This is a genomic window from Mesorhizobium sp. M2E.F.Ca.ET.219.01.1.1, assembly GCF_004016445.2.
Lineage (GTDB): Bacteria > Pseudomonadota > Alphaproteobacteria > Rhizobiales > Rhizobiaceae > Mesorhizobium.
Window position 1 is genome coordinate 384,681 of the sequence record NZ_SADT02000002.1, and the last position, 23,630, is coordinate 408,310.

A 23,630-nucleotide genomic window follows, 5' to 3' on the forward strand; every position below is an offset into this window, starting at 1 on the left:
GATTTCTGGCGGGGCCCTTCGAGGCCCCGCGGCATTTCAGAACATCTTTCTATAGACGACGAATCCGGACTTCTCGCCGATGCGGTCGTAGAGCTGCATCGCCGTGTGGTTCGTCTCATGCGTTAGCCAGTAGACGCGGTTCGCGCCCGCTTGGCCAGCGCGCTCATAGACGCCTTCGATCAGCGCCCGACCGACGCCCTGGCCGCGCGCGGCCTGCGTGGTGAAGAGATCCTGCAAATAGCAGCTCGGCGCGATCGATGTCGTCGAGCGATGGTAGAGATAGTGGACGAGGCCGAGCAGGTTGCCCTCGCGCTCGGCCACCAGCGCATGCACCGGCTCATAGGCGTCGAAGAAACGCGACCAGGTCATCTGCGTGATCTCGCCGGCAAGCGCCGTCGGGCCGGAGCGCCCGTAAAACGCGTTGTAGCCGTCCCATAGCGGCAGCCACTGCTCGTAATCCTGCCTTGTGACGGGTCGAACGGCGAGTTGGCCGGACATGGCTGAACCTTGGTTGTTGTGAAGCTCGATAGAGCAAAGGATCAGGGCCGCGCGCCGGCAATGGGCCAGCCGGGCCCAAAGCGTTCAACCTCGCCGGATGTGGGGCGCCGCCTTGACGCTCGTCGGCTCGGCAACTAGGGAAGCGTCATCCTGCGCTTTCCGAGGCCGCCGTGACCATCGAGATCCCCGCTCATATGCATCCCAGCCGCTCCTTCCAGGGGCTGATCCTGACCTTGCACAATTACTGGGCAGACTATGGTTGCCTCATCCTGCAGCCTTACGACATGGAAGTCGGCGCCGGCACATTCCATCCGGCAACCACCTTGCGCGCGCTGGGTCCGCTGCGCTGGAACGCCGCCTACGTGCAGCCCTCGCGCCGGCCCAAGGACGGCCGCTATGGCGAGAACCCCAACCGCCTGCAGCATTATTACCAGTATCAGGTGATCCTGAAGCCCAATCCGCCGAACCTGCAGGAGCTCTATCTCGGCTCGCTGGAAGCGATCGGCGTCGATCCGCTGCTGCATGACATCCGCTTCGTCGAGGACGACTGGGAAAGCCCCACGCTTGGCGCCTGGGGGCTCGGCTGGGAGTGCTGGTGCGACGGCATGGAAGTCTCGCAGTTCACCTATTTCCAGCAGGTCTGCGGCATCGAATGCGCGCCGGTGGCGGGTGAACTGACCTACGGGCTGGAGCGGCTCGCCATGTATGTGCAGGGCGTCGACAATGTCTACGACCTGAACTTCAACGGCCGCGAGGGGGCCGAAAAGGTCACCTACGGCGATGTCTTCCTGCAGGCCGAGCAGGAATATTCGCGCCACAATTTCGAATTCGCCAACACCGCGATGCTGCTGAGGCACTTCGAGGACGCCGAGGCCGAGTGCAAGGCGCTGCTCGATGCCGGCACGCCGAAGCCGAGCGACAATCTGGCCATGCACCGCATGGTCTTCCCGGCCTACGACCAGTGCATCAAGGCAAGCCATGTCTTCAACCTGCTCGACGCGCGCGGCGTGATCTCGGTCACCGAGCGCCAGAGCTATATCCTGCGCGTGCGCAATCTGGCCAAGGGGTGCGGCGAGGCGTTCCTGAAGACGCGGGCGGGCGGGCTGGCGGCGGCTTAAGCTGCTGCGGTTTTCACGGTCTCGGCAGCGGCCGGCAACACGGTCTGCACCGTTGCGCCATCGATCGTGCGCATGGCCTGCCTCACACCCGGCATCGTGATCACGCCGTGCATCTGGGCGGCGAAGCAGGCGCTGAGCGCCAGGATCTGCAGGGTTCTCGATGCCGTCTTCATCGTCGTTCAGCCAATAGGTCTCTGCCTGAGCGTGTGTCGCTTCAGCGCTGCATTCGGTTCATGGGAAGGTCTGCTCCAAGGACGGGTGACTTCGCTGCGTCCCGACAGCGGGCTGAAAATTCCGCGAAATCGATTGAAAAAGGCGATCTGCTAGCGGGGTGACAGCGGGCGGCCGAGTTGCTATTTCCCGCCCATTCATTACGGCGCTGACGCGCCGGCCCTCCCCATCAAGGGGAGGGTGGGAGCCTAATCATGCCTGACCTGCTTTTAGAACTTCGCTCGGAAGAGATTCCCGCCCGCATGCAGCGCAAGGCTGCCAGCGACCTCAGGAAGATGCTGACAGACGGTCTGGTCGAGGCGGGTCTGACCTATGAGGCGGCCCGCGAATATTGGACGCCGCGGCGCCTTGCGCTCGACATCCGCGGCCTGACCGCGCGCTCGAAGGACATTCGTGAGGAGATCAAGGGTCCCTCGACCACGGCGCCCGAGCAGGCGGTGCAGGGCTTCCTGCGCAAGGCCGGCCTGTCATCGATCGCCGAGGCGCATGTCCATTCCGATCCGAAGAAAGGCGACTTCTACGTCGCCCATATCGCAAAGCCGGGCAGGGCGGCCGAAGAGATCATCGCCGAATTGGTGCCGGGCATCATCAAAAGCTTCCCCTGGCCGAAATCGATGCGCTGGGGGCCGGCCTCGGCGAAACCCGGCTCGCTGCGCTGGGTGCGGCCGCTCCAGTCCATCGTCTGCACCTTCGGCCCGGAGACCGAGGAGCCGGTCGTGGTCGATTTCGAGATCGACGGCATCGGCTCCGGCAACGTCACCTATGGCCACCGCTTCCATGCGCCAGGCCCCATCACCGTGCGCCGCTTCGACGACTATGTGGCGAAGCTCGAAGCGGCCAAGGTCGTGCTTGATGCCGACCGACGCAAGGAGATCATCCTGGCCGATGCCCGCAACATCGCCTTCGCCAACGGGCTCGATCTCGTCGAGGACGAGGGCTTGCTGGAGGAGGTTTCCGGCCTGGTCGAATGGCCGGTCGTGCTGATGGGCGAGTTCGAGCAGGATTTCCTCAGCATTCCGGCCGAGGTCATCCGCCTCACCATCCGCGCCAACCAGAAATGCTTCGTCACCCGGCCGCAAGGCGCGGGCGAGGATCTCTCGAACCGCTTCATCCTGGTCGCCAACATCGAGGCGACCGACGGCGGCAAGGAGATCGCCTACGGCAACGGCAAGGTGGTCAGGGCGCGCTTGTCCGACGCGCTCTATTTCTGGAAGACCGACCAGAGCGATCTGCCTGACCTCGACCAGCTCAAAGCGTCGGCGGAAAAGTTCGGCCTCGATTTGAAGAAGCCGCTCGACCAGCGCATGGCGCGGCTTGATCATCTCAATGTCACCTTCCATGCCAAGCTGGGCACGCAGGGGGAGCGCGTTGAGCGTATCAAGCGGCTGGCCGAGGAACTGGCGCCGGTCGTCGGCGCCGATAGGGTGCTCGTTGCCCGCGCGGCCGTGCTGGCCAAGGCGGACTTGCAGACCGAGGTGGTCGGCGAGTTTCCTGAATTGCAGGGCGCCATGGGTCGCAAATACGCGCTTCTGCAGGGCGAGGATGCATCCGTGGCCGCAGCCGCGGAGGAACACTATAAGCCGCAAGGCCCGTCCGACCGCGTGCCGACCGATCCGGTATCGGTAGCTGTTGCGCTTGCCGACAAGCTCGATACGTTGACCGGCTTCTGGGCGATCGATGAAAAGCCCACGGGCAGCAAGGACCCGTTCGCTTTGCGCCGAGCAGCACTCGGCGTCGTCAGGATCCTCATCGAGAACCGGATTCGTCTGGCGCTGACGTCCGTCTTCGCCAAGGCTTTTGCAAACTTCAAAGGCGGCGCGGATCAGTCGTTCGACCTCCTCGCCTTCTTCCACGATCGCCTGAAAGTCTATCTCCGCGACCAGGGGGCGCGGCACGATCTGATCGACGCCGTCATCACGCCGCAGTCCGACGACCTGCTGCAGATCGTGCGCCGCGTCGAGGCGCTGGGCTCCTTCCTCGATACCGAGGATGGCAAGGACCTGCTGGCCGGCACCAAGCGCGCGGCCAACATCCTGGCCGCAGAGGAGAAGAAGAAAACGCTCGTCGCGGAGACCGTTGAGCCGGCTCTGTTCCGCGAAGACGCGGAAAAGAAGCTCTATGCCGCGGTGAATCAGGCCGAGAAGGAAGCCGGCCAAGCGATTCAAAACGAAGATTTTTCCGCCGCCATGCTGGCGCTTAGCGTGTTGCGCGAACCGGTTGATTCATTCTTTGAGGGCGTTCTCGTGAATGATGAGGACCAGGCCGTGCGCGCCAACCGCCTGGCGCTGCTCGCCCGCATCCGCGCCGCCACCGACCAGGTCGCGGATTTTTCAAAAATCGTGGGCTGACGGCGCAGGAATCGCACCGTCGAGATCTACCCGCATCTGCTAGGATGCGGGTAGATCAGAACAATTCGGCGTCCGAAATTTAATCCGCCGGAGCCGGCTTACAGTCATACGGCGATTACCTCCGCGTGGGACAAAGATGCGTTCCCAAACCACGGAGGCATGCCATGAATTCCGTTGACGATATCGACCTGATTGAAGAGACCCCGGCCGCCGCCGAGGCCATCGGATCCGCTTCCGACGACATACTCGACCACGCCGCCGCCGCGGCGGTGGAAGCGGCCGACCTGTCTGAGGACGACGAGGACGAAGACGGCGACGAGGAAATCACTGCCTCAACCGACGATGAGTCGGATGATGAGGATGACGACGAAGACGAAGACGAAGAAGCCAAGGCCTCGGGCGACGAGGACGAAGACGACGCCGACGAGTCGGACGACGACGACAAGGAAGAAGCGGCCTGAGCCGCCTCCTGTCTGTGAAGAACGAAGGGGCGGCGCGTCGCGCACCGCCCCTTTTTCGTCAGGCTTGCCTCGTCAGTCTTCCAGGAAGATTGACGCCTCAATCTTCCACGATGCTGACCCGCACGCTGTCGGAATAGACATCCAACTCGATCAGCGGTTCGCCGTTGACGATGGCGCGCCTTGTGGCGCTGCTCATGGCGCCGCCGCGTTCCAGCATGCGCTGCAGGTCGACGCGCGAGCCGTCGCTGCGGAACCAGGGATCGCCCTGGTCGTCGCTGTCGCGCCGGTGGAATTTGTGCCAGTTGGCGCGGTCCTGTCTGACCATCTGCGCCGCGCTGCTCAGCGGATAGCCGTCGCTGGCGCGATGATCGCGATCGGAAATCCGCGCGACGTAAGAGCCGAGCATGTCGTCGGCCCGCGCCGAACCCGCGCCGAGTATCGTCGCCGCTACCAACCCGGCAACGGCCATCGCTTTCGAAACAGTCATGGAACCCCCTTTGAAATGCCAGTGCCATCGTGCCCGATCCCGATGACGGGAATCGGACAATGCCAAGCGCCTAGCACATCGAGGTGGTGTCCAGTGTGATTTACATCGCCTTGCCGACGCGCGGCAGCGGCTGGCCATTTGGCGGTTGCGCCTTTTGCTGCGCGCCGTCCGACGCATTGGCTGTCGCGGTCGGCTGGCTGCCGGCCTTGCTGTTGCCGTTGGCTGCCGACGCGGTGCCGTTCGCGGGCGTCGCCGGCGACGTGCCATTTGCCGGTGCGGCCGCGGTCGTGGTTGCCGGTGTTGCGGGCTTGGCCGACGCGGTCGCGGCGGGCGTCGCGAAGGCGCCGCCGACAATGCCGCCGCGGATGATCATCGGCGCCGACTGATGCCCGGACTTTTCGGGAATAGCCGCGACCTTTTCGTCGGTGACGGCGGGCATTGGGTCGCCGAACGCAATCACCGATGGCGCGGAGAGCGCCGACAGCTTGGCCGGATCGATCGCGTCCAGCCTGACCACCGAAGGCGTCGAGGTCGAGACGCCAAGCACGACGATCGACGACGCATGCGCCGCGCTGTTCATTGCCAGAAGGCCGATGCCGAACGCTCCGAGCAAACGCATTACAACAACTCCCCAGCCGGTAACCACCGGCCCGAACCTTAAGGCCGGCAGATTGAAGCCGGCTTGCGCGGAAACTTAACATTTTAGGGATTGATAAATCGCCAATGCCCGCCCTTGCCCGACGGAAGCCGTCGTATTACGGGACCGGCATGTTTGAGACTGGTGGCAAATTTGGCTGAGATATTGGCGGTTGGCGAGGCGCTTGAGCGGGCTTTGGCGTTGCTGCAAGCCGGCGACGTCGTCGCCATCCCGACCGAGACGGTTTACGGTCTGGCGGGCGATGCCACCAACGGCGTCGCCGTGGCGCGTATTTTCGAGGCCAAGGGCCGGCCGCGCTTCAACCCGCTGATCGCCCATGTCGCCGATCGCGCCATGGCAGACCGCATTGCTGTTTTCGATCCGCTATCTGCCAAGCTTGCGGAGGCCTTCTGGCCCGGTCCGCTGACGCTGGTCCTGCCGCACCGCGCCGACAGCGGCATCCATCCGTTGGTCACCGCCGGGCTGGACACGATCGCGCTGCGCATGCCGCGCGGGTTCGGCGGCGAGCTGATCGCGCGGCTTGGCCGGCCGCTCGCGGCTCCGAGCGCCAATTCCTCCGGCAGGATTTCCGGCACGACGGCGCAAGCGGTGGCCGCCGATCTCGGCGACAGGATCAAACTGGTCGTCGATGGCGGCGCGACGCCCGTCGGCCTGGAATCGACCATTCTCAAGGTCGAGGATGGCAAATTGCGGCTGCTAAGGCCAGGCGGCATCGGCGCCGAGGAGATCGAGGCGGTGGCCGGCGCGAAACTGATGCGCGGCGCTGCCGGCATCGAAGCGCCCGGCATGCTCGCCTCGCATTACGCGCCGGGCGCCGCGATGCGGCTCAATGTTCAACAGATCGTGAGGGGCGAGGCATTGCTTGCCTTCGGCCGCAGCCGCGCCGAGGGCTGGCAGGATGCGGCGGCTATACGCAATCTCTCCGAAGCCGGCGATCTGCGCGAGGCGGCCAGCAACCTCTTCGCCTTCATGCAGGCGCTGGACCGCAGCGGCGCCAGGATCATCGCTGTCGAGCCTATCCCGTTCGAGGGCCTGGGCGAGGCGATCAACGATCGGCTCGCGCGGGCCGCCGCACCGCGTGACAAGACCGGCTGAGCCTATCTCTTTGTTTTGATGCGATTCCGGGCGGAACCGCTTCGCACTTTTCCTGGAATTGCTCTAGGTTCTGACCCATGAACGATCAGCCCTTCGATCTCGACCCCGCCGTCATCGACCGCTTCGCGGCAATCGTCGGCGACAAATATGCGCTACGCGACCAGGCCGACATCGCCCCTTACATCACCGAACGACGCGGCCTCTGGCATGGCCGCACATCGCTGGTTCTGAGGCCAGGCAGCGTCGAGGAAGTGAGCCGCATCATGCGGCTCGCAACCGAGACCGGGACGCCGATCGTGCCGCAGAGCGGCAACACCGGCTTGGTCGGCGCCCAGGTGCCGGACAAATCCGGCCACGACATCGTGCTGTCGCTGTCGCGGCTGAACCGCATCCGCGAGATCGACGTCCTGTCGAACACGGTGACCGTCGAGGCAGGCGTCATCCTGCAGACGCTGCAGGAGGCTGCCGACGCCGCCGACCGGCTGTTTCCGCTGTCGCTCGCCGCGCAGGGCTCCTGCCAGATCGGCGGCAATCTCTCCTCCAATGCCGGCGGCACCGGCGTGCTTGCCTATGGCAATGCGCGTGAGCTCTGCCTCGGCGTCGAGGTGGTGCTGCCGACTGGCGAGGTGTTCGACGATTTGCGCAAATTGAAGAAGGACAACACCGGCTACGATCTGAAGAACCTCTTCGTCGGCGCCGAGGGCACGCTCGGCGTCATCACCGCCGCGGTCATGAAACTGTTCCCGAAACCGAAGGGCAGGGAGGTCGCCTTTGCCGGCCTGCCATCGTCCCCTAAGGACGCGCTTTCGCTGTTCACCTTGGCGATGGATAGGGCCGGCGCCTCGCTCACCGCTTTCGAATTGATCGCCAGAAGGCCTTATGATTTTACGTTGAAGCACGGGCAAGGCATCACCCGGCCGCTGGCCGACGACTGGCCCTGGTATGTGCTGATGCAGGTTTCGTCCGGACGCTCCGAAGAGGACGGCAAGGCGCTGATCGAGGAGATACTGTCAGCCGGCCTCGAGCAAGGCATAGTCGGTGACGCGGTGGTGTCGGCAAGCCTGGCCCAGGGCGACGCTTTCTGGAATTTCCGCGAGACGCTCCCTGAATGCCAGAAGCCCGAGGGCGCCTCGATCAAGCACGATATCTCCGTGCCGATCGCCTCGATCCCCGACTTCATCGAAAAGGCGGCCGGCGTGGTGGAAAGCGTCTGCCCCGGCGCGCGCGTGGTCTGCTTCGGCCACATGGGTGACGGCAATCTTCACTACAACATCTCGCGCCCCGTGGACTGGCAGGACGAGCCGTTCCTCGAGCTCTACCACCCGATGAACAAGGCCGTGCACGATGTCGTGCGCTCCTTCCACGGCTCGATCTCGGCCGAGCACGGCATCGGTCAGTTGAAGCGCGACGAGCTCGTCTCCACGGCGCCGCCGATGGCCATCGACCTGATGCGCCGCGTGAAGGCCGCCTTCGATCCGGCCGGCATCATGAACCCCGGTAAGGTTATCTGATCCTTCCCATATCTGGTGGGCGGTCGCATTCCGATAACCATCGGCTCCGATCAGCAAAATTTAACCGAACTTCTTAAGCGCGCCGGTAAGAAGCCAGCGCTAATGTTTCTTCCCATAACGAGGCCGGAAAAACCGGCCCTGAGAGAACCGGAAAACGGCCCTCAGGAGTAACAGGGAAGACATTCGATGAACACTGGATTGAAGCCAGTCTGGGCCGGGCGCAACATGCGCCTCGACCCGTTTCGCCTGCCGCAGATGGTGAGCTATGCCACCCGCGACGACTATGGCGATGTCACCTTCACCATCGACCAGCGCGGCGCCGTCATCCGCCGCATGCTGGAGATGAGCGGCGTGCCGGCGATCATCGCGCTGCCCGCCAAGGCGTTCCGCGGCGTCGCCGCCCGCGCCATGGAAGATCCGGACGGCAACGTCACGGTGACGCTCGAGCTCCTGCACAACGACCCGATGCTGTCGGTGCCGCTGCTGGTCGCCGACGATCTCGAGGATGTCGCCGCCGACTGGCGCGCCTGGGCTGACGCCTATCGCCTGCCGATGCTGCTGATCGAGGCCGACGGCATTGCCCGCACGCTGGAAGAATCGCTCGGCGCCGCCATCAAGGCGCGGACGCCGCAGGAGCGCCGCAAGGGCCGCGTCTCCACCACGCGCCGCCCGCGCTTCCTCGCCCGCCGCAAGGCCGGCAACCTGGGCCTGAGGCTCGTCATCGACGGCCAGGAGATTATCGCGAGGGAGTAGGCGTCGATGACAGCCTTCTTCTCCCCGTCACTATACGGGGAGAAGTGCCCGGCAGGGTGATGAGGGGCAGCGCCGACTTGGGCGTTTGGCCGCCTCATAACCCGATGACTCGCGACAGCGCTGCTGCGTATTTCATCTAACCTCCAAAGTCGGCGCCGCCCCTCATCCGGCTGCCGCCACCTTCTCCCCGTAGGACGGGGAGAAGGGAGAACTACACCAGCGGCTTCAACCATATCCACACTGACCCGCCGATCAGGCCGAGGAAGATCAGCCAACCGACCTGGTTGTTCGACTTGAACAGTTTCAGGCACTGATCCGGATTGTTGATGTCGAGCCGGATGATCTGGCGCGCCATATGCGCGCCGGCGGCGATCGGGCCGGCCAGCGCCACGATCGGCACCTGGGCCGAGGCGAAGGCGATGGCGAAGCAGATCAGCGCGCCGCCATAGAGCCCGGTGAGCCACATCTTGGTGTTGTCGCCGAACAGCCGCGCCGTCGAGCGCACGCCGACGATGGCGTCGTCTTCCTTGTCCTGATGCGCGTAGATCGTGTCGTAGCCGATCACCCACAGGATCGAGCCGATATAGAGCATGATGGCCGGGTCATCGAGGTCGCCGAACTCGACCGCCCAGCCCATCAGCGCGCCCCAGGAGAAGGCTAAGCCCAGCACGAATTGCGGCCAGTTGGTGATGCGCTTCATGAACGGATAGACGGCGACGATCGCCAGCGAGGCGATGCCGAGTGGAATGGCGAAGCTGTTGAACTGCAGCAGCACGGCGAGACCCACCAGCGCCTGGATGATGACGAAGATCCAGGCCTGGCGGCGGGTCACCTTGCCTGCCGGCAGCGGCCGCGAACGGGTGCGCTCGACCTGGTTGTCGATGTCCTCGTCGGCGAGGTCGTTATAGGTGCAGCCGGCGCCGCGCATGGCGACGGCGCCGATGAAGAACAAAAGCAGATACCAAGGCGCCGGAAGCAGCGTCAGCAACGGGTCGGTCGCGCGCGGATAGGCGCCCGCGGCGAGCGCCGCCGACCACCAGCAGGGCCACAAAAGCAGTTGCCAGCCGATCGGCCGGTCCCAGCGCGCCAGCTGCGCATAGGGCCACAGCCAGCGCGGCAGCACGCGGTAGACCCAATGTCCGCTCGGCGCATCGGCGACGCGGCCCTGGATCGCTTTCGACTGGACGGTTTCCATCACGCTGGAGTGGCAGCAGCAAGGGGCGCCGTCAAGCGGCCGCGTTGTCGCTCAAGTAGTGAAAACATCGTGACTGGCGAACCATGCCTTGGCGACCTCGATGAAGGCCACGGCCGCCTTCGACAGGCGCTGGCGCGTGTCATGGGTCAGGATGATGCGCTGCATCGGCAGCGCGTCGGAGAGTGGCTTGCAGACCAGCGGCAGTCCGTCATAGCTCCTATCGCCACGCGGCCTGGTGTAGCTGACCGCGATGCCGAAGCCGTTGGCCACCATCGACCGCTGCAGCTCGAACGAGCTCGTGGTCGCCCGGGCAATCGGCGACAGGCCGCGGCTGAGGAATAGGTCCAACATATGCTGCCAGCTATGCGGCTGGTCGGTGGTGATCAGCGGATAGAGCGCGAGCTCGGCCAGGCTGACGGCATGCTTGTCCGCCAGCACATGGCCGGCGGGCAGGAGCGCGTGCGGTCGCAATTCATGCAGGAGGATGCGCTTGAAATGCCCTGGCAGGCCAAGGTCGTAGGTAAGGCCGAGGTCGACGGCGCTGTCAGCCAGGCGCCGCCCCAGCGTCTCGAAGGTCTCGTCGCCGATGACGACGGTGACGGCCGGGCAGCGGTCTGCGAAGGCGCGCATCAGCGCCGGCGCGAAATAGGGCGCCAGGTCCTCGAAGCAGCCGAGCACCAGCTCGCCGCCGATATCGGCGTCGCGCGAACCGAGCGCCGCCAACTCGTCCGCCTCGCCCAGCACCTGCCTCGCCTTGGCGACGGCCCTGCGACCGAAGGAGGTCAGCGCGACGCCGCTGCCACGCTGACGCACGAACAGCTTCTGGCCGAGCGCGTCCTCGACATGGTCGATCGCCACCGAGATGGAAGGCTGCGACACGTTCAGCGCCTGGGCCGCCGCTGTCACGCTGCCATAGCGGGCCACGGCAACAAGATAGCGCAACTGCGTGAGGGTGAACTTCATAGGTAAAAGCTATAAGTGAGATGACAAGTTATTATTTTACGTGATGTGAGGCTCTTGCGATAGTCGGTCATCGAACAAGCAGGAGAGCACGATGGCCAGCCCGAAGATCGATGCCGCGACGATTGCCGACTACCAGCGCGACGGTGCCGTCTGCATCCGCGGCGCCTTCAAGGACTGGGTCGACGTCATCGCGGCTGGCATTGAACGCAATATGCAGGACCGCAGCGCCACGGCCTCCGACATCGCCGGCGGCAAGGGCAGCTTCTTCGACGATTACTGCAACTGGGAGCGCATCCCGGAATTCGTCAGGATCGTGCGGGAATCGCCGGCCGCTGAACTCGCCGCCGCCGTCATGCAGTCGCGCAGCGCCCAGTTCTTCCACGATCACGTCCTGGTCAAGGAGCCCGGCACGCAGAAGCCCACGCCCTGGCACCAGGACATTCCCTATTACTTCGTCGACGGCAGCCAGACGGTGAGCTTCTGGATCCCGATCGATCCGGTGAAGGAAGCGACGCTGCGGCTGATCGCCGGCTCGCACAAATGGGAAAAGATGGTGCTGCCGGTGCGCTGGCTGAACGACGCCAATTTCTATGCCGGCGAGGGCGACTACCGGCCGGTGCCCGATCCCGACAGCGACCCGTCGATGAAGGTGCTGGAATGGGAGATGGAGCCCGGCGACGCGATCCTGTTCGATTTCCGCACCGCGCATGGCGCGCGCGGCAATTTGACCTCGGCGAGGCGCCGGGCGCTGTCGCTGCGCTGGGTCGGCGACGACGCGCATTATGTCGAGCGCCCCGGCCGCACCTCGCCGCCCTATCCGGGCCACGACATGAAGCCCGGCCAGAAACTGCGCGAGGACTGGTTCCCGGTCATCTACCAGAGCTGAGTCGTTTTTTCAGACGAGGTGTGTTTCCCGCCACAGGGATTTTGACCGGTCGGCTATGTTTGCGCCACAAGCCTTGGAGACTGGCCGAACCGGTTCGGCCTCGTCATCCACGGGCGGAGCAAGGAGCGAAGCGACGAGCGCAGACCCGAGGATCCATGCCGTTACCTTCGCCAAGGCGTGCAACGGAGCAAAATTCTGCACCGCAGCGACGCTTCGAAGTCATGGCATGGATTCTATGGTCTGCGCCGCGTCGCTTCGCTCCTTGCTCCGCCATAGAATGACGAGGTTGGGGCGGCTTCGACAGTCCCCGGCGTTTGCGCTGCTTTCCCGTGCGCAATTGCCGCCAAAATGCCAAGACGCCTTGACCCGTCGCCCGCGGACCAATAGCGGGTTCCAAGCAGAGACGATCAGCAAGAGGTGGCCATGAATGTTCTTCTTCTCGGCTCGGGTGGCCGCGAACATGCGCTGGCCTGGAAGCTCTCCGCCTCGCCGCTGCTGACCAAGCTTTATGCCGCGCCCGGCAATCCGGGCATCGGCCGTGTCGCCGAACTGGTGAAGCTCGATGTCGCCGACCATTCCGCGGTCGCCGCCTTCTGCCAGGAAAAGAAGATCGACCTCGTCGTCGTCGGCCCGGAAGGGCCGCTGGTCGCCGGCATATCCGATGATCTGCGCGCCTGGGGCGTCCGCGTCTTCGGCCCCTCCAAGGCGGCGGCCCGGCTCGAGGGCTCGAAGGGCTTCACCAAGGATCTCTGCGCCAAGTTCAACATCCCCACCGCCGCCTATGGCCGCTTCGGCGATCTCGCTTCGGCCAAGGCCTATGTCGAGAAAGTCGGCGCGCCGATCGTCATCAAGGCCGACGGGCTCGCCGCCGGCAAGGGCGTCACCATCGCCATGACGCTGGACGAGGCGAACGCCGCGCTGGAGGCTTGTTTCGACGGCGCCTTCGGCGCGGCCGGCGCCGAGGTTGTGGTCGAGGAATATCTGACCGGCGAGGAGGCGAGCTTCTTTTGCCTGTGCGACGGCGCCACCGCGCTGCCCTTCGGCACCGCGCAGGACCACAAGCGCGTCGGCGACGGCGACACCGGGCCGAACACCGGCGGCATGGGCGCCTATTCGCCGGCCCCGGTGATGACGCCGGAAATGACCGAGCGCACCATGAGCGAGATCATCGAGCCGACCATGCGCGGCATGGCCGAACTCGGCGCGCCCTTCGCCGGCATCCTCTTCGCCGGCCTGATGATCACCGACCAGGGCCCGAAGCTGATCGAGTACAATACCCGCTTCGGCGATCCCGAATGCCAGGTGCTGATGATGCGGCTCAAGGACGACCTGCTCGTGCTGCTCAACTCCGCCGTCGACGGCCAGCTCGCGCATATGTCTATCCGCTGGAGCGACGCCGCGGCATTGACCGTGGTGATGGCGGCGCGCGGCTATCCCGGCACGCCGGAAAAGGGCTCCGTCATCCGCGGTCTCGACCAGGCGGAAGGCGAGGGCGTCCAGGTCTTCCATGCCGGCACCGCCATCAATGGCGGCGCGCTGGTCGCCAATGGCGGCCGCGTGCTCAACGTCACGGCAACCGGCAAGACCGTCGGCGAGGCGCAGGCCAAGGCCTATGCGGCGGTCGACCGTATCGACTGGCCGCAGGGCTTCTGCCGACGCGACATCGGCTGGCAGGCCGTGGCGCGCGAGAAGGCCGGCGGCTGACCCCCGGGGAAGAAAGGGGTACTCGTCGCTGCAGGTCCTTAGCGGTTTGGCGCGGGCATTTTTGCTAGCGATCCCTCAAAAGATACAAGTTGCCAAGGTAACCTGCGCCGACAGTGCCTGCGGCTACCGTGAACAAAAGCGCACCGGCAATCCAATAGATAGCTACTGCTAAACGGCGCTCCTGAAGCGATCCGCCTGCTCTGCGGATTGTTCGGCCGGCCAGCTTGAGAATTCCTACTGCAACGATAGCCGCGACCGCCAAAGGAAGGAGCGCCACGAGCATCTTCGCTGTTGGCGGATGATTGTATACGCCAATGATTGCTTCTCCGAACTGGAATAGAAAGACCGGTACGCCGGTGATTACGCCGCCAAGCGCAAAGTACATCGCCAAGCGCCAGGGCCAGTCTGCAAGCCATCGCTTTCCGTTCAGTTTTTGGACACGATAGTCGAGCGCCCCGAAAACTAGGCTGACAAGCACCCAGAAGGATCCGATCCACCAATTCATCCGGGTGTTCTATCGGCTTCCCGGTTAGCCTGAGATTAAGAGCTCGAAAATCTCGCAGTGGATAGTCAGGCAGCCTTGCTTCTCCCGCCCTTCCGGGCCCAGGCCGGCAGCCAGTCGCCATGCGCGGCGAGCAGGTCGTCGACCAGTGACCAGATCTGGTCGAGGTCGAGTTCGGCCGCGGTGTGCGGATCCATCATCGCTGCGTGGTAGATGTGCTCGCGGTTCTCGCTCATCAGTGCTCGCACCGTCAGTTCCTGCACGTTGATATTGGTGCGGATCAGCGCGGTCAGCTGCGGCGGCAGGTCCCCGATATAGGTCGGCTGGATTCCGGAAGCATCGACAAGGCACGGCACTTCCGCCGCGCAGTCGACGGGAAGCGAGGTGATGCAGCCATTGTTGCGGACATTGCCGTAGATCACCGACGGCTCGCCGGTCCACACCGAGTTCATGATCTCTGAGGCATATTCCCTCGACTGCGCCACCTCGATGCGGTCGGCCGAGCGATAGGCTTCCGCCTGGCCCTTCCAGCGCTCGATCTGCTCGATGCAGCGTTTTGGATATTCATCCAGCGGAATACCGTATTTCTCGATCAGGTCGGGACGGCCGTCCTTGATGAAATAGGGCGTGTATTCGGCGAAATGCTCCGAACTTTCGGTGACGAAATAGCCGAGCCGCGTCAGCATCTCGTAGCGCACCTTGTTCGGGCAGCGCGGATTCCAGCCCGGCTTCGGGGCACGGCCCTCGCGATAGGCGCGCACGAGATCGGGATAGAGGTCGCGATAGGAGCCGTCCGCCTGGCGATGCTCGAATTTGAGATAGAACGCCATATGGTTGATGCCGGCCGAGCGGTAGCGGATCTCCTCATAGGGAAGGTCGAGATCGTGCGCCAATTCCATCGCCGTGCCCTGCACCGAATGGCAGAGCCCGACCTGCTTGATCGTCGGGTATTTCTCGGCGATCGCCCAGGTGTTGATCGCCATCGGGTTGACATATTGCAGCATGATTGCCTCAGGGCAGACGGCGAGCATGTCCTCGCAGATCTTCCACAGATGCGGCACGGTTCTGAGGCCCCGCATGATGCCGCCGACGCCCAGCGTGTCAGCGATGGTCTGGCGCAGGCCGTATTTCTTCGGCACCTCGAAATCGGTGACGGTGCAGGGCTCGTAGCCGCCGATCTGGAAGGCGACGACGACGAAGTCGGCGCCTTTCAATGCCTTGCGTTGGTCCGAATAGGTCTCGGCATTCGCCTTGACGCCGAGCGTCGCGATCAGCTTGTTGACGACGACGGCGCTCTCTTCCAGGCGCTGCGGGTTGATGTCCATCAGCGCGATGGTCGCGCCCGACAGCGCGGGCCGCTGCAGCACGTCGCCGACGATGTTTTTCATGAACACCGTCGAGCCGGCGCCGATGAACGCGATCCTGGGATTTCTAGTCACTGTAAGCCTCCGGCAGTTTTCTACGCCACCTCGAAAGCGGCCCTGACGAGCCGTTCGGTGTAGGCGGTCTTGGGATTGGAAAGGACCTCGTCGACGGGTCCCTGTTCGACGATCCTGCCGTGCTGCATGACGATGACGCGGTGGCACAGCGCCCGCACCACCTTGAGGTCGTGCGAGATGAAGAGATAGCTCAAGCCCCGCTCGTCCTGCAGCTTGCGCAGCAGATCGATGATCTGCGCCTGGACGGAAAGGTCGAGCGCCGAAGTCGGTTCGTCGAGCAGGATGAATTCTGGTTCCAGCGCAATCGCCCGTGCGATCGCGATGCGCTGCCGCTGTCCGCCGGAGAACTCATGCGGGAAGCGGGACAGGATGTTGCCCGGCATTCCGGCGCTGGTGAGCGCCTCGCGCACCCGCTCGACCCGCTCGCGCCGTGTCGCGCCGAGCCTGTTGACGACCAGCCCTTCCTCGATGATCTGGCCGATCGTCATGCGCGGATTGAGCGAGGAGAACGGGTCCTGGAAAACGATCTGCATGCGCGAGCGCAGCGGCCGCATCTCTGCGCGCGAGAGCTTCTCAATCGGCTGGTCGTCGAAGCGGATTTCCCCGCGCTTGGCATCCTGCAATCTGAGCAGAGCCTGGCCGAAGGTCGTCTTGCCGGAGCCGGATTCGCCGACCAGCCCCAGCGTCTCGTGCCGGCAGAGTTTCAGGTCGAGATCGTCGACCGCGACCAGCTCGCGCCAGTCCGGTTTGAGGAAACTACCGTGGCGCAGCATGAAGCAGACACGCACGCCGTTCGCCTGGAGGATGGTGCCGCTGCCCTCCGGCAGCGGCTGCGGCCGGCCATGCGGTTCGGAAGCCAGCAGCCGCTGCGTGTAGGGATGCTGGGGATTGGCGAAGAGCCGCTCGGTGACGTTGTGCTCGCGCATCTCGCCATGCTGCATGACATAGACATAGTCGGAGAACTTGCGCACCACCGTGAGGTCGTGGGTGATCAGGATCACCGCCATCTTCAGCTCTTTCTGAAGATTGCGGATCAGGTTCAGGATCTGCGCCTGCACGGTGACGTCGAGCGCGGTGGTCGGCTCGTCGGCGATCAGTACGTCGGGGTCGTTGGCCAAAGCCATGGCGATCATGACGCGCTGGCGCTGGCCGCCGGAGAGCTGGTGCGGATACTGCTTGAGCCTTGCCTCCGGCTCGGGGATCTGGACATGCTTGAGGAGCTCCAGCGCTCGCGCCCAGGCCTCCCTGCGGCTCACCTTGCGATGCACCCGGATCGCTTCGACGATCTGGCTGCCGACCGTGTAGATCGGGTTGAGCGAGCTCATCGGCTCCTGGAAGATCATCGAGATGCGGTTGCCGCGCAGCTTGCGCCGGGCGGCCTCCGGGAATTTCAGGATATTCTGCCCGAGATAGTCCACGCTCGACCGTGGCGACACGGTCGCCCGCCGCGACAGCAACCCCATGACCGTGCGCGCGGTCACCGACTTGCCGGAACCGGATTCGCCGACGATGGCGATCGTCTCGCCGCGATAGAGCTGGAACGAGACGTCCTTCACCGCCTCGACGGTGCCGTGCTCCACCTTGAAGGCGACCTCGATGTTACGTGCATTGATGATCGGCTGTTCATGGCGCGCGGCGTGGTCGAGCCGGACGGCGGGTGCAAAGTCTTCTGCGAGCGCGATCGTCGTCATCCCGGCCACCTCAATACGGATCGACGGCATCGCGCAGGCCGTCGCCCAGCGCGTTGAAGGCAAAGACGGTGACCAGCACGAAGCCGACCGGCGAGAGGATCCACGGATAGGTGCCGATGACCGAATAGGTCGCCGTGTCCTGCAGCATCAGGCCCCAGGAGATCAGCGGCGGCTTCACGGCGAAGCCGAGGAAGCCGAGAAAGGCTTCGAGCAGCACGACGGTCGGGATGGCGATCGTCACCGCGACGATGACATGGCTCATCACATTGGGAAAAATGTGTTGCATGATGATGCGCCGGTCGGTGGCGCCCACCGCCATGGCGGCGCGCACATAGTCGATCCGCGCCAGCGCCAGCGTCTTGCCGCGCACCTCGCGCGACATCTGCGCCCAGCCGAGCGCCGACATGACGATGATGACGAAGCCGAGGAAGACGTTGGTCGGCGCGGTGACCGGGATCAGCGTCGTCAGCGCGAGATAAAGCGGCAGCTGCGGGAAGGCGAGCACCAGCTCGACGAAGCGCTGCATCCAGATGTCGAACTTGCCGCCGAAATAGCCGGAAACCATGCCGACGGTGGTGCCGATCAGCGTGATGATGAAGACCACCGTCAGCGCGATCATCAGCGAGACGCGCGAGCCGTGGATGGCGCGCGACAGCACGTCGCGGCCGAACTTGTCGGTGCCGAGGAAATGCACCGGCTGGCCGTCCATCGAGGCGAAGAAATGCCGGTCGGCCGGGATCAGCCCGAACAGCCTGTAGGGCGCGCCCTCGACGAGGAAGCCGAGCAGGCGCGGGTGGTCGTAGTCGGGACCGACGATCGGCTGGAAGGTGACGGGGTCGAGATCGGCCGAGTCGGCCAGCGCATAGATTCTCGGCCGGAAGGTGAAATTGCCGTCCTTGTCATGAAAGCTCGGCACCTGCGGTGGCGCGAAGGCCACGTCGGTCGCCTTCGGATCCGAGGGTGCGATGAAATCCGCGAACACCGCCATGACGAGCAGAAGCACGACCAGGATGAGCCCGGCCATGCCGGTCCAGGAGCGCTTCAGCCGGCGCCAGACCAGCGCGATATAGCTCTCATTGCCATGCGCCGGCTCGGCGATGGCCACGCCTTCGGCTGGCGGCGGCGGGGAGGGGTCGCGGGCCAGCATCTAGCGCTCCCCGAACTGGCGGATGCGCGGATCGAGCAGCACCAGCAGCATGTCGGCGATGATGTTGCCTACGATCAGCGTCGCCGACAGCACCATCATGAAGGTGGCGGTCACATAGACGTCGCCCACCGCCATCGAGCCGACGATGGCCGGGCCGACGGTCGGCAGCGCGAAGATGATCGCCGTCTCGATCTCGCCGGTGAGCATATAGGGCAGCACCACGCCCTGATACATCACCAGCGGATGCAGCGCGTTGGGCACAGCGTGCCGCATGACGACGGCACCGCCGGTCAGCCCCTTGGCCTTGGCCGTCTCGACATATTGCATGTTCAGCGTGTCGAGCAGGTTGCCGCGCATGACGCGCATGTTGTAGGCGAGGCCGCCGAAGGTCGCGATCGCCACAACCGGCCAGACATGCTTCACCAGGTCGACGAACTTCGCCCACGACCACGGCGCGCCGCCATATTGCGGCGAGAAGAACGAGCCGATCTCCGACACGTTGAACTGGAAGACCAGCAGATAGACGATGATCAGCGCCATCAGGAAGCGCGGCACCGTCATGCCGAGGAACGAGATCGCCGAAAGTGTCGAGTCTATCCAGCTATACTGCCTTGTCGCCGCCCATATGCCGAAGCTGATGCCGAGCACCGAGGCGAGCAGGTGGCAGACCAGCGCGAGCAGCAGCGTGCGCGGCAGGCGTTCACCCACCACGTCGGCCACCGGCTTGTTGTAGTAGAGGCTGTAGCCGAAATCGCCGCGCGTGATGATGCCGCCGATCCAGTTGAGATACTGGACGGGCAGCGGCTTATCGAGGCCATGCTCGACCCGGTAAGCCTGGGCCTGCGCGTCGGCTTCGGCATAGGAGGCGCCGCCCTGGTTGATCAGCTGCGATTTGATGTAGTCGGCATAGTCGCCCGGCGGCGCCTGGATGATGGCGAAGGTGACGAGGCTTAAGATTGCGAAAACCGGAATCGCCGAAGCGATGCGCATAAGCAGGAATCGCAGCATCGGATCGTCCGCCTTCTTGTCTGCCCGCCGCTCCCCTCGGGTGCGTTCGGAGATTTCGCTTGTCCGGCCGCACCGCGGCGCGGCCGGACGTCTCTCGGTCAGGGGAGGTAAGCTTAGTCCATCGGTCCCTTATCACCAGGCTTGCCGGGCAATTCCTTGGGGAACAACTCATACTTTGCCTGCTTGTCCGCCTTGACGAACACACGCTCGCGGATGATCGAGTCCTCGGCCCAGTTGAACATGAAGATCGGCGTGCCCTGCGGGATGTTGGAGAAGCGCTTGTTGATGATCAGCGCGCCCGGATATTCCGTCAGGCCGACATTGTAGACGTTCTCAGTCGAGATCTTCTGGAACTTTCGCATCAGCTCGGCGCGCTGGTCGTTGTCCTGTGTCGACACAAACTTGTTGACGATGTCGACGAGGTCCTTCTCGAAGGGCATCAGGTCGACCTGGCCGCTTTCCGGCGCGCGATGGTTCCAACTGGTCTTCGGCCCGACCGGCGCCAACTGCTCGGTGTTTTGAACCACGGAGGTGAGCTCGGTTTCGTTTCGCCGGATCAGCCAGTCGAAGCGGCCGGAATATTGCGTGGCATCGCGCTGCGTGCCGTTAAGCCCGTTGAGCACGACTCTGAGGCCGAGTTTCTCCATCTGCGCGACCACGCCTTCGGCAAGGCTCTTGTCGGTGGTGTAGTCGTTGTTGACCAGCATCACGATCTCGACGTCCTTGCCGCCGGCGGTGCCGGCCGGGAAGTTCACGATGCCGTCGCCGTCCGTATCCTTGAGACCGGCCTTGGCGAGCAATGCTTTCGCGCCTTCGAGATCGAACGGATAATAGACCGTCGACTTGCGGTCATAGAAGCTGGTGCCGGATGAGAAGCCGCCCGGATAGATGGCGGTGAACGGACCCTTGACCAGCGAGTCGCCCAGCGCCTTGCGGTCGAGCGCCATGGTGACCGCCTTGCGGAAATCCTCGTTGCGGTTCAGCTCGCGGATCGCCTGGCCGCGTTCGTCCGGGTTGCCCCAGCCATTGGCGGAGAAGTTCATACGCAGATTGTAGCCGATGAGGCGCGGGCCGAAGGCGAGGCGCGCCGGCGCGTTTTTGTCGGCCGCACGTTTCAGCGAGGCGACGAAATTCTCCGGCTGCTCGAGGTTGGAGAAGTCGCCCGATCCCGCCACCGCCTGGACATCGCGGTCGGCCCAGGTCGAGAGCTTGTACTGCAACTCGTTAAGATAGGGCAACTGGTTGCCCTTCTCGTCGACCTTCCAATAGTAGGGGTTGCGGCGCATGACGATAATGTCGTCCGGCCGGTATTCGACCGGCACCCAGGCGCCCATCACCGGCATGTTCATATATTCCGGCGGGAAGGCGTTCTTGAACTGGTCGTAGGTGTTCTTCGAATATTTCGGATGCTGCGGCTTGAGGATGTGCGACGGGCCGGGGCAGAAAGTGCCATAGGCCATGGCATAGAGATATTGCCGCGGGAATGCCTCCTTGAACGTCCACTCGACCGTGTAGTCGTCGATCTTCTTCAGCGTCGTGCCGACGCCGAAAGTTTCCGGGGTGGCGCCGTTGAGCGGCGAGACGTTCGGATCGACCACCTCGTCGTCCCAGTAGAACATCACGTCGTCGGCGTTGAAGGGCGCGCCGTCGGACCATTTGGCGCCTTCGATCAGATGCATGGTCAGCTTGTGGCCGTCGCTCGACCAGTCCCAGCTCTTGGCGAGGTTGGGCAGCGGCTCGGTATCCTTGGCCTCGACCTGGAACAGCGGCGCCGTGCGCGTCAGGCATTCGGAAAGCCCGATGTCGATGCCGCCCCAGCCTTGCGTCTGGCCGGCGCCGTAGTTCCAGCCTTCCGGCCGGCCGCCGATGACATGGCGCATCGTGTCGCCATAGACGCCGATGCCGTCCGGCATGTTCCCGGTCTTGAAGACCAGCGGCTCCTTCGGCAGCCTGTCCTTCACCGGCGGCAGCTTGCCGGTCTTGACGTATTTCTCCGTCACCCAGTCCGGCTCGTGATATTCGGGCAGCGCCTTGAACTCCAGGATGGAGTCGCGCGCCACATAATGGATCTTGCCTTCGGCCGGGAATGTCGCAGGCTGCGGCGGGATGGTCGGCTCGGAAGCGAAGGCGTTGAGTGCATGGACTGAAACGCCGAGCATCAGCCCGGCGGCAATGCCAGTTCTACGAAAAGTCCTCATAGTCTCCTCCCAGATGTTTGTGGACGTCTGCTGCCCGCCTCTTGTGAATTTCTTGCGGACCTTCCTCCTGCCGACCCGCCTGCTTGCCGACGATCTCAGCCGGCCTGTTTCAGCGCCGCCTTTTCGGCGCGCAATTCCTCGATCGAGCGCACGCTGCGGCGTGCGGCGCCCGCCCATTCGCGGGTCTTGACCTTGGATTTCGAAAGCCGCTCCTTTGCTGCCGGAACGGCGTGCGCATATTGCGGCAGCCATGCGGCTTCAGCGACCACCATCTCGTCCACCATTTGCCAGACCTCTTCCGGCGTCGACACGGCGCCGACCAGCGGATCGTGCAGCACGGCGAGTTTCAACAGGTCGATGTCGCCGGCGATCGCCGCATGCACCGACATGCGCTGCACGTTGATCGAGGCCATGCAGGTGGCCGCGCAGGCCTCCGGCAGCGTGATGCCAGCCGCCATGTTGATGCCGAAACGGTCGACGAAGCCGGGCGATTCGATAATCGCGTCCTGCGGCAGGTTGGTGATCACGCCGTTATTCTTGACGTTGAAGTGACCGCGATAGACGCGGTTCGTTTCCAGCGCCTCGAGGATATGGCTGGCATGCTCGTTGGAGCGTTTTGCCGGGTCGATCGGCTTCGACGCCGCTTCGAGGAATTGCGGATATTCGGTCTCGAACCAGTTGCGGGTCTCGGTCGAGTAGCGCAGGTAGCCGCCGGTCTCGCCATGAATCCAGTCGGACATGTCGATCCAGCGCGTGATCTCGTCGGGGCGCTTGCGGTACCAGGGGAGGTATTCGGACAGGTGGCCGTTGCTTTCGGTGGAGTAGACGCCGAAGCGCTTCAACACGTCGATCCTGAGCTTTTCCTGCTTCGAATAGACCGGGTGCGCCTCGAAGGCGGCGACCAGTTCGTCCTTGCCGATCGGCCGGCCGTTCAGCTTGAGCTCGATGAACCAGGTCTGGTGGTTGATGCCGGAGCAGACATAGTCGAGCTCCTTGGGCGACTTCGCGCCGAGCACCTGGGCGATCTGTTCGGCGCCGTGCTGCACGCCGTGGCAGAGGCCGACCGTGTCCACCTTGCCGTACTCGATCGCCGCCCAGGTGTTCATCGCCATCGGGTTGGCATAGTTGAGGAATTTCGCGCCGGTTGCGGCGACCTCGCGAATGTCTTTGCAGAAGTCCAGGATCACCGGAATGTTGCGCTGGCCGTAGAGGATGCCGCCGGCGCAGATCGTATCGCCGACGCATTGGTCGATGCCGTATTTGAGCGGAATGCGGATGTCGTCGGCATAGGCCTCCAGCCCACCGACGCGCACGCAGCTGATGATGTAGCGCGCGCCGTCCAGCGCCTCGCGGCGGTTCGTGGTCGCCGTAACTTTGGTCGGCAACTTGTTCGCCTCGACGATCCGGTCGAGGATCGCCTTGATCATGCCGAGATTGTGCTCGCTGAGGTCGGTCAGCGCGAATTCGATGTCCTGGAATTCAGGCACGCACAGAATGTCGGTGAACAGCTTCTTGGTGAATCCGACGCTGCCCGCGCCGATAATAGCGATTTTGAAGCTCATCACCTTCACCTCGATCCAACTGAATGCCAGGCAAGGAGCAGCAAAGGAGGATTTGAGCCACGCGCCATCGCGCATCAGCCACTCAAAGCCGGAAAATCCGGCTCTTTCTCCTCCCGCCCGCTCCTCGACCGCGGGTCTTTCGCGTTCTGAGAAGTTGGATTATGCCGTTATTGGC

General features: G+C 64.0%; 21 protein-coding genes. 8 read left to right on the top strand and 13 right to left on the bottom strand.

Going from position 1 to position 23,630, the window contains the following annotated elements; all coding sequences use genetic code 11:
• Window positions 1–36: 36 nt before the first annotated feature.
• Entirely contained in the window at window positions 37–498 is a 462-nt protein-coding gene (locus EN862_RS12260; RefSeq protein WP_127867035.1) for a GNAT family N-acetyltransferase, read from the bottom strand.
• A gap of 194 nt (window positions 499–692) precedes the next feature.
• On the opposite strand from EN862_RS12260, the gene EN862_RS12265 reads away from it, so the two are divergent.
• Window positions 693–1,616 carry a glycine--tRNA ligase subunit alpha gene (locus EN862_RS12265; RefSeq protein ID WP_189401800.1) on the top strand — a complete coding sequence of 308 codons (924 nt, stop codon included), beginning with the start codon at window positions 693–695 and terminating at the stop codon, window positions 1,614–1,616.
• On the opposite strand, the gene EN862_RS36105 is transcribed toward EN862_RS12265, so the two are convergent.
• Window positions 1,613–1,789, bottom strand: a complete 177-nt coding sequence (locus EN862_RS36105; RefSeq protein WP_189401735.1) for a hypothetical protein — start codon at window positions 1,787–1,789, stop codon at window positions 1,613–1,615. The genes EN862_RS12265 and EN862_RS36105 overlap by 4 nt on opposite strands.
• A gap of 252 nt (window positions 1,790–2,041) precedes the next feature.
• Here EN862_RS36105 and glyS point away from each other — a divergent pair, with 252 nt between their 5' ends.
• Window positions 2,042–4,195 carry a glycine--tRNA ligase subunit beta gene (gene glyS / locus EN862_RS12270; protein WP_127867037.1) on the top strand — a complete coding sequence of 718 codons (2,154 nt, stop codon included), beginning with the start codon at window positions 2,042–2,044 and terminating at the stop codon, window positions 4,193–4,195.
• 164 nt (window positions 4,196–4,359) lie between these two features.
• Window positions 4,360–4,656 (top strand): ATPase, encoded by a 297-nt coding sequence (locus tag EN862_RS36110; RefSeq protein WP_189401737.1) that lies wholly within the window; start codon window positions 4,360–4,362, stop codon window positions 4,654–4,656.
• Between the two features lie 97 nt (window positions 4,657–4,753).
• Here EN862_RS36110 and EN862_RS12280 read toward each other — a convergent pair whose 3' ends face one another.
• Window positions 4,754–5,143 carry a hypothetical protein gene (locus tag EN862_RS12280; protein ID WP_127867038.1) on the bottom strand — a complete coding sequence of 130 codons (390 nt, stop codon included), beginning with the start codon at window positions 5,141–5,143 and terminating at the stop codon, window positions 4,754–4,756.
• 100 nt (window positions 5,144–5,243) lie between these two features.
• Window positions 5,244–5,762: a hypothetical protein gene (locus EN862_RS12285; RefSeq protein ID WP_189401739.1), complete on the bottom strand. Its 519-nt coding sequence runs from the start codon at window positions 5,760–5,762 to the stop codon at window positions 5,244–5,246.
• A 171-nt stretch (window positions 5,763–5,933) separates the two neighbouring features.
• Here EN862_RS12285 and EN862_RS12290 point away from each other — a divergent pair, with 171 nt between their 5' ends.
• The 3 genes from EN862_RS12290 (at window position 5,934) to EN862_RS12300 (ending at window position 9,160) form a co-directional block, all read left to right on the top strand.
• Window positions 5,934–6,896, top strand: coding sequence for an L-threonylcarbamoyladenylate synthase (locus EN862_RS12290; protein WP_127867039.1), 963 nt, complete (start codon window positions 5,934–5,936; stop codon window positions 6,894–6,896).
• A 77-nt stretch (window positions 6,897–6,973) separates the two neighbouring features.
• Window positions 6,974–8,407: an FAD-binding oxidoreductase gene (locus tag EN862_RS12295; protein ID WP_127867040.1), complete on the top strand. Its 1,434-nt coding sequence runs from the start codon at window positions 6,974–6,976 to the stop codon at window positions 8,405–8,407.
• 186 nt (window positions 8,408–8,593) lie between these two features.
• Complete coding sequence (locus EN862_RS12300; RefSeq protein WP_112125927.1) at window positions 8,594–9,160, top strand: DUF6101 family protein; 567 nt, start codon at window positions 8,594–8,596, stop codon at window positions 9,158–9,160.
• A 211-nt stretch (window positions 9,161–9,371) separates the two neighbouring features.
• Here EN862_RS12300 and ubiA read toward each other — a convergent pair whose 3' ends face one another.
• Together ubiA and EN862_RS12310 are read right to left on the bottom strand one after the other, a co-directional pair.
• Entirely contained in the window at window positions 9,372–10,355 is a 984-nt protein-coding gene (ubiA, locus tag EN862_RS12305) for a 4-hydroxybenzoate octaprenyltransferase (RefSeq protein ID WP_127867282.1), read from the bottom strand.
• A gap of 51 nt (window positions 10,356–10,406) precedes the next feature.
• Window positions 10,407–11,318: a LysR family transcriptional regulator gene (locus EN862_RS12310; protein ID WP_127867041.1), complete on the bottom strand. Its 912-nt coding sequence runs from the start codon at window positions 11,316–11,318 to the stop codon at window positions 10,407–10,409.
• 91 nt (window positions 11,319–11,409) lie between these two features.
• Between EN862_RS12310 and EN862_RS12315 the strand changes: the two genes are divergently transcribed.
• Window positions 11,410–12,204, top strand: coding sequence for a phytanoyl-CoA dioxygenase family protein (locus tag EN862_RS12315; RefSeq protein ID WP_127867042.1), 795 nt, complete (start codon window positions 11,410–11,412; stop codon window positions 12,202–12,204).
• A 423-nt stretch (window positions 12,205–12,627) separates the two neighbouring features.
• Window positions 12,628–13,908 (top strand): phosphoribosylamine--glycine ligase, encoded by a 1,281-nt coding sequence (gene purD, locus EN862_RS12320; RefSeq protein WP_127867043.1) that lies wholly within the window; start codon window positions 12,628–12,630, stop codon window positions 13,906–13,908.
• A gap of 64 nt (window positions 13,909–13,972) precedes the next feature.
• Here the strand turns inward: purD and EN862_RS12325 are convergent, their stop codons facing one another.
• The 7 genes from EN862_RS12325 to EN862_RS12355 form a co-directional block, all read right to left on the bottom strand.
• Complete coding sequence (locus tag EN862_RS12325) at window positions 13,973–14,413, bottom strand: hypothetical protein (protein ID WP_127867044.1); 441 nt, start codon at window positions 14,411–14,413, stop codon at window positions 13,973–13,975.
• A gap of 65 nt (window positions 14,414–14,478) precedes the next feature.
• Complete coding sequence (locus EN862_RS12330) at window positions 14,479–15,849, bottom strand: alpha-glucosidase/alpha-galactosidase (RefSeq protein WP_127867045.1); 1,371 nt, start codon at window positions 15,847–15,849, stop codon at window positions 14,479–14,481.
• Window positions 15,850–15,869: 20 nt separating this feature from the next.
• Window positions 15,870–17,540 (bottom strand): ABC transporter ATP-binding protein, encoded by a 1,671-nt coding sequence (locus tag EN862_RS12335; RefSeq protein WP_127867046.1) that lies wholly within the window; start codon window positions 17,538–17,540, stop codon window positions 15,870–15,872.
• A gap of 10 nt (window positions 17,541–17,550) precedes the next feature.
• Window positions 17,551–18,687: an ABC transporter permease gene (locus tag EN862_RS12340; protein WP_127867047.1), complete on the bottom strand. Its 1,137-nt coding sequence runs from the start codon at window positions 18,685–18,687 to the stop codon at window positions 17,551–17,553.
• On the bottom strand, window positions 18,688–19,695 hold the full coding sequence (locus tag EN862_RS12345) for an ABC transporter permease (RefSeq protein WP_127867048.1): 1,008 nt from the start codon (window positions 19,693–19,695) through the stop codon (window positions 18,688–18,690).
• A gap of 113 nt (window positions 19,696–19,808) precedes the next feature.
• Window positions 19,809–21,893 carry an ABC transporter substrate-binding protein gene (locus tag EN862_RS12350; protein WP_127867049.1) on the bottom strand — a complete coding sequence of 695 codons (2,085 nt, stop codon included), beginning with the start codon at window positions 21,891–21,893 and terminating at the stop codon, window positions 19,809–19,811.
• A gap of 95 nt (window positions 21,894–21,988) precedes the next feature.
• The gene (locus EN862_RS12355; RefSeq protein ID WP_127867050.1) at window positions 21,989–23,455 is read right to left on the bottom strand and encodes an alpha-glucosidase/alpha-galactosidase; all 1,467 of its coding nucleotides are present in this window, start codon (window positions 23,453–23,455) and stop codon (window positions 21,989–21,991) included.
• Window positions 23,456–23,630 lie beyond the last annotated feature (175 nt).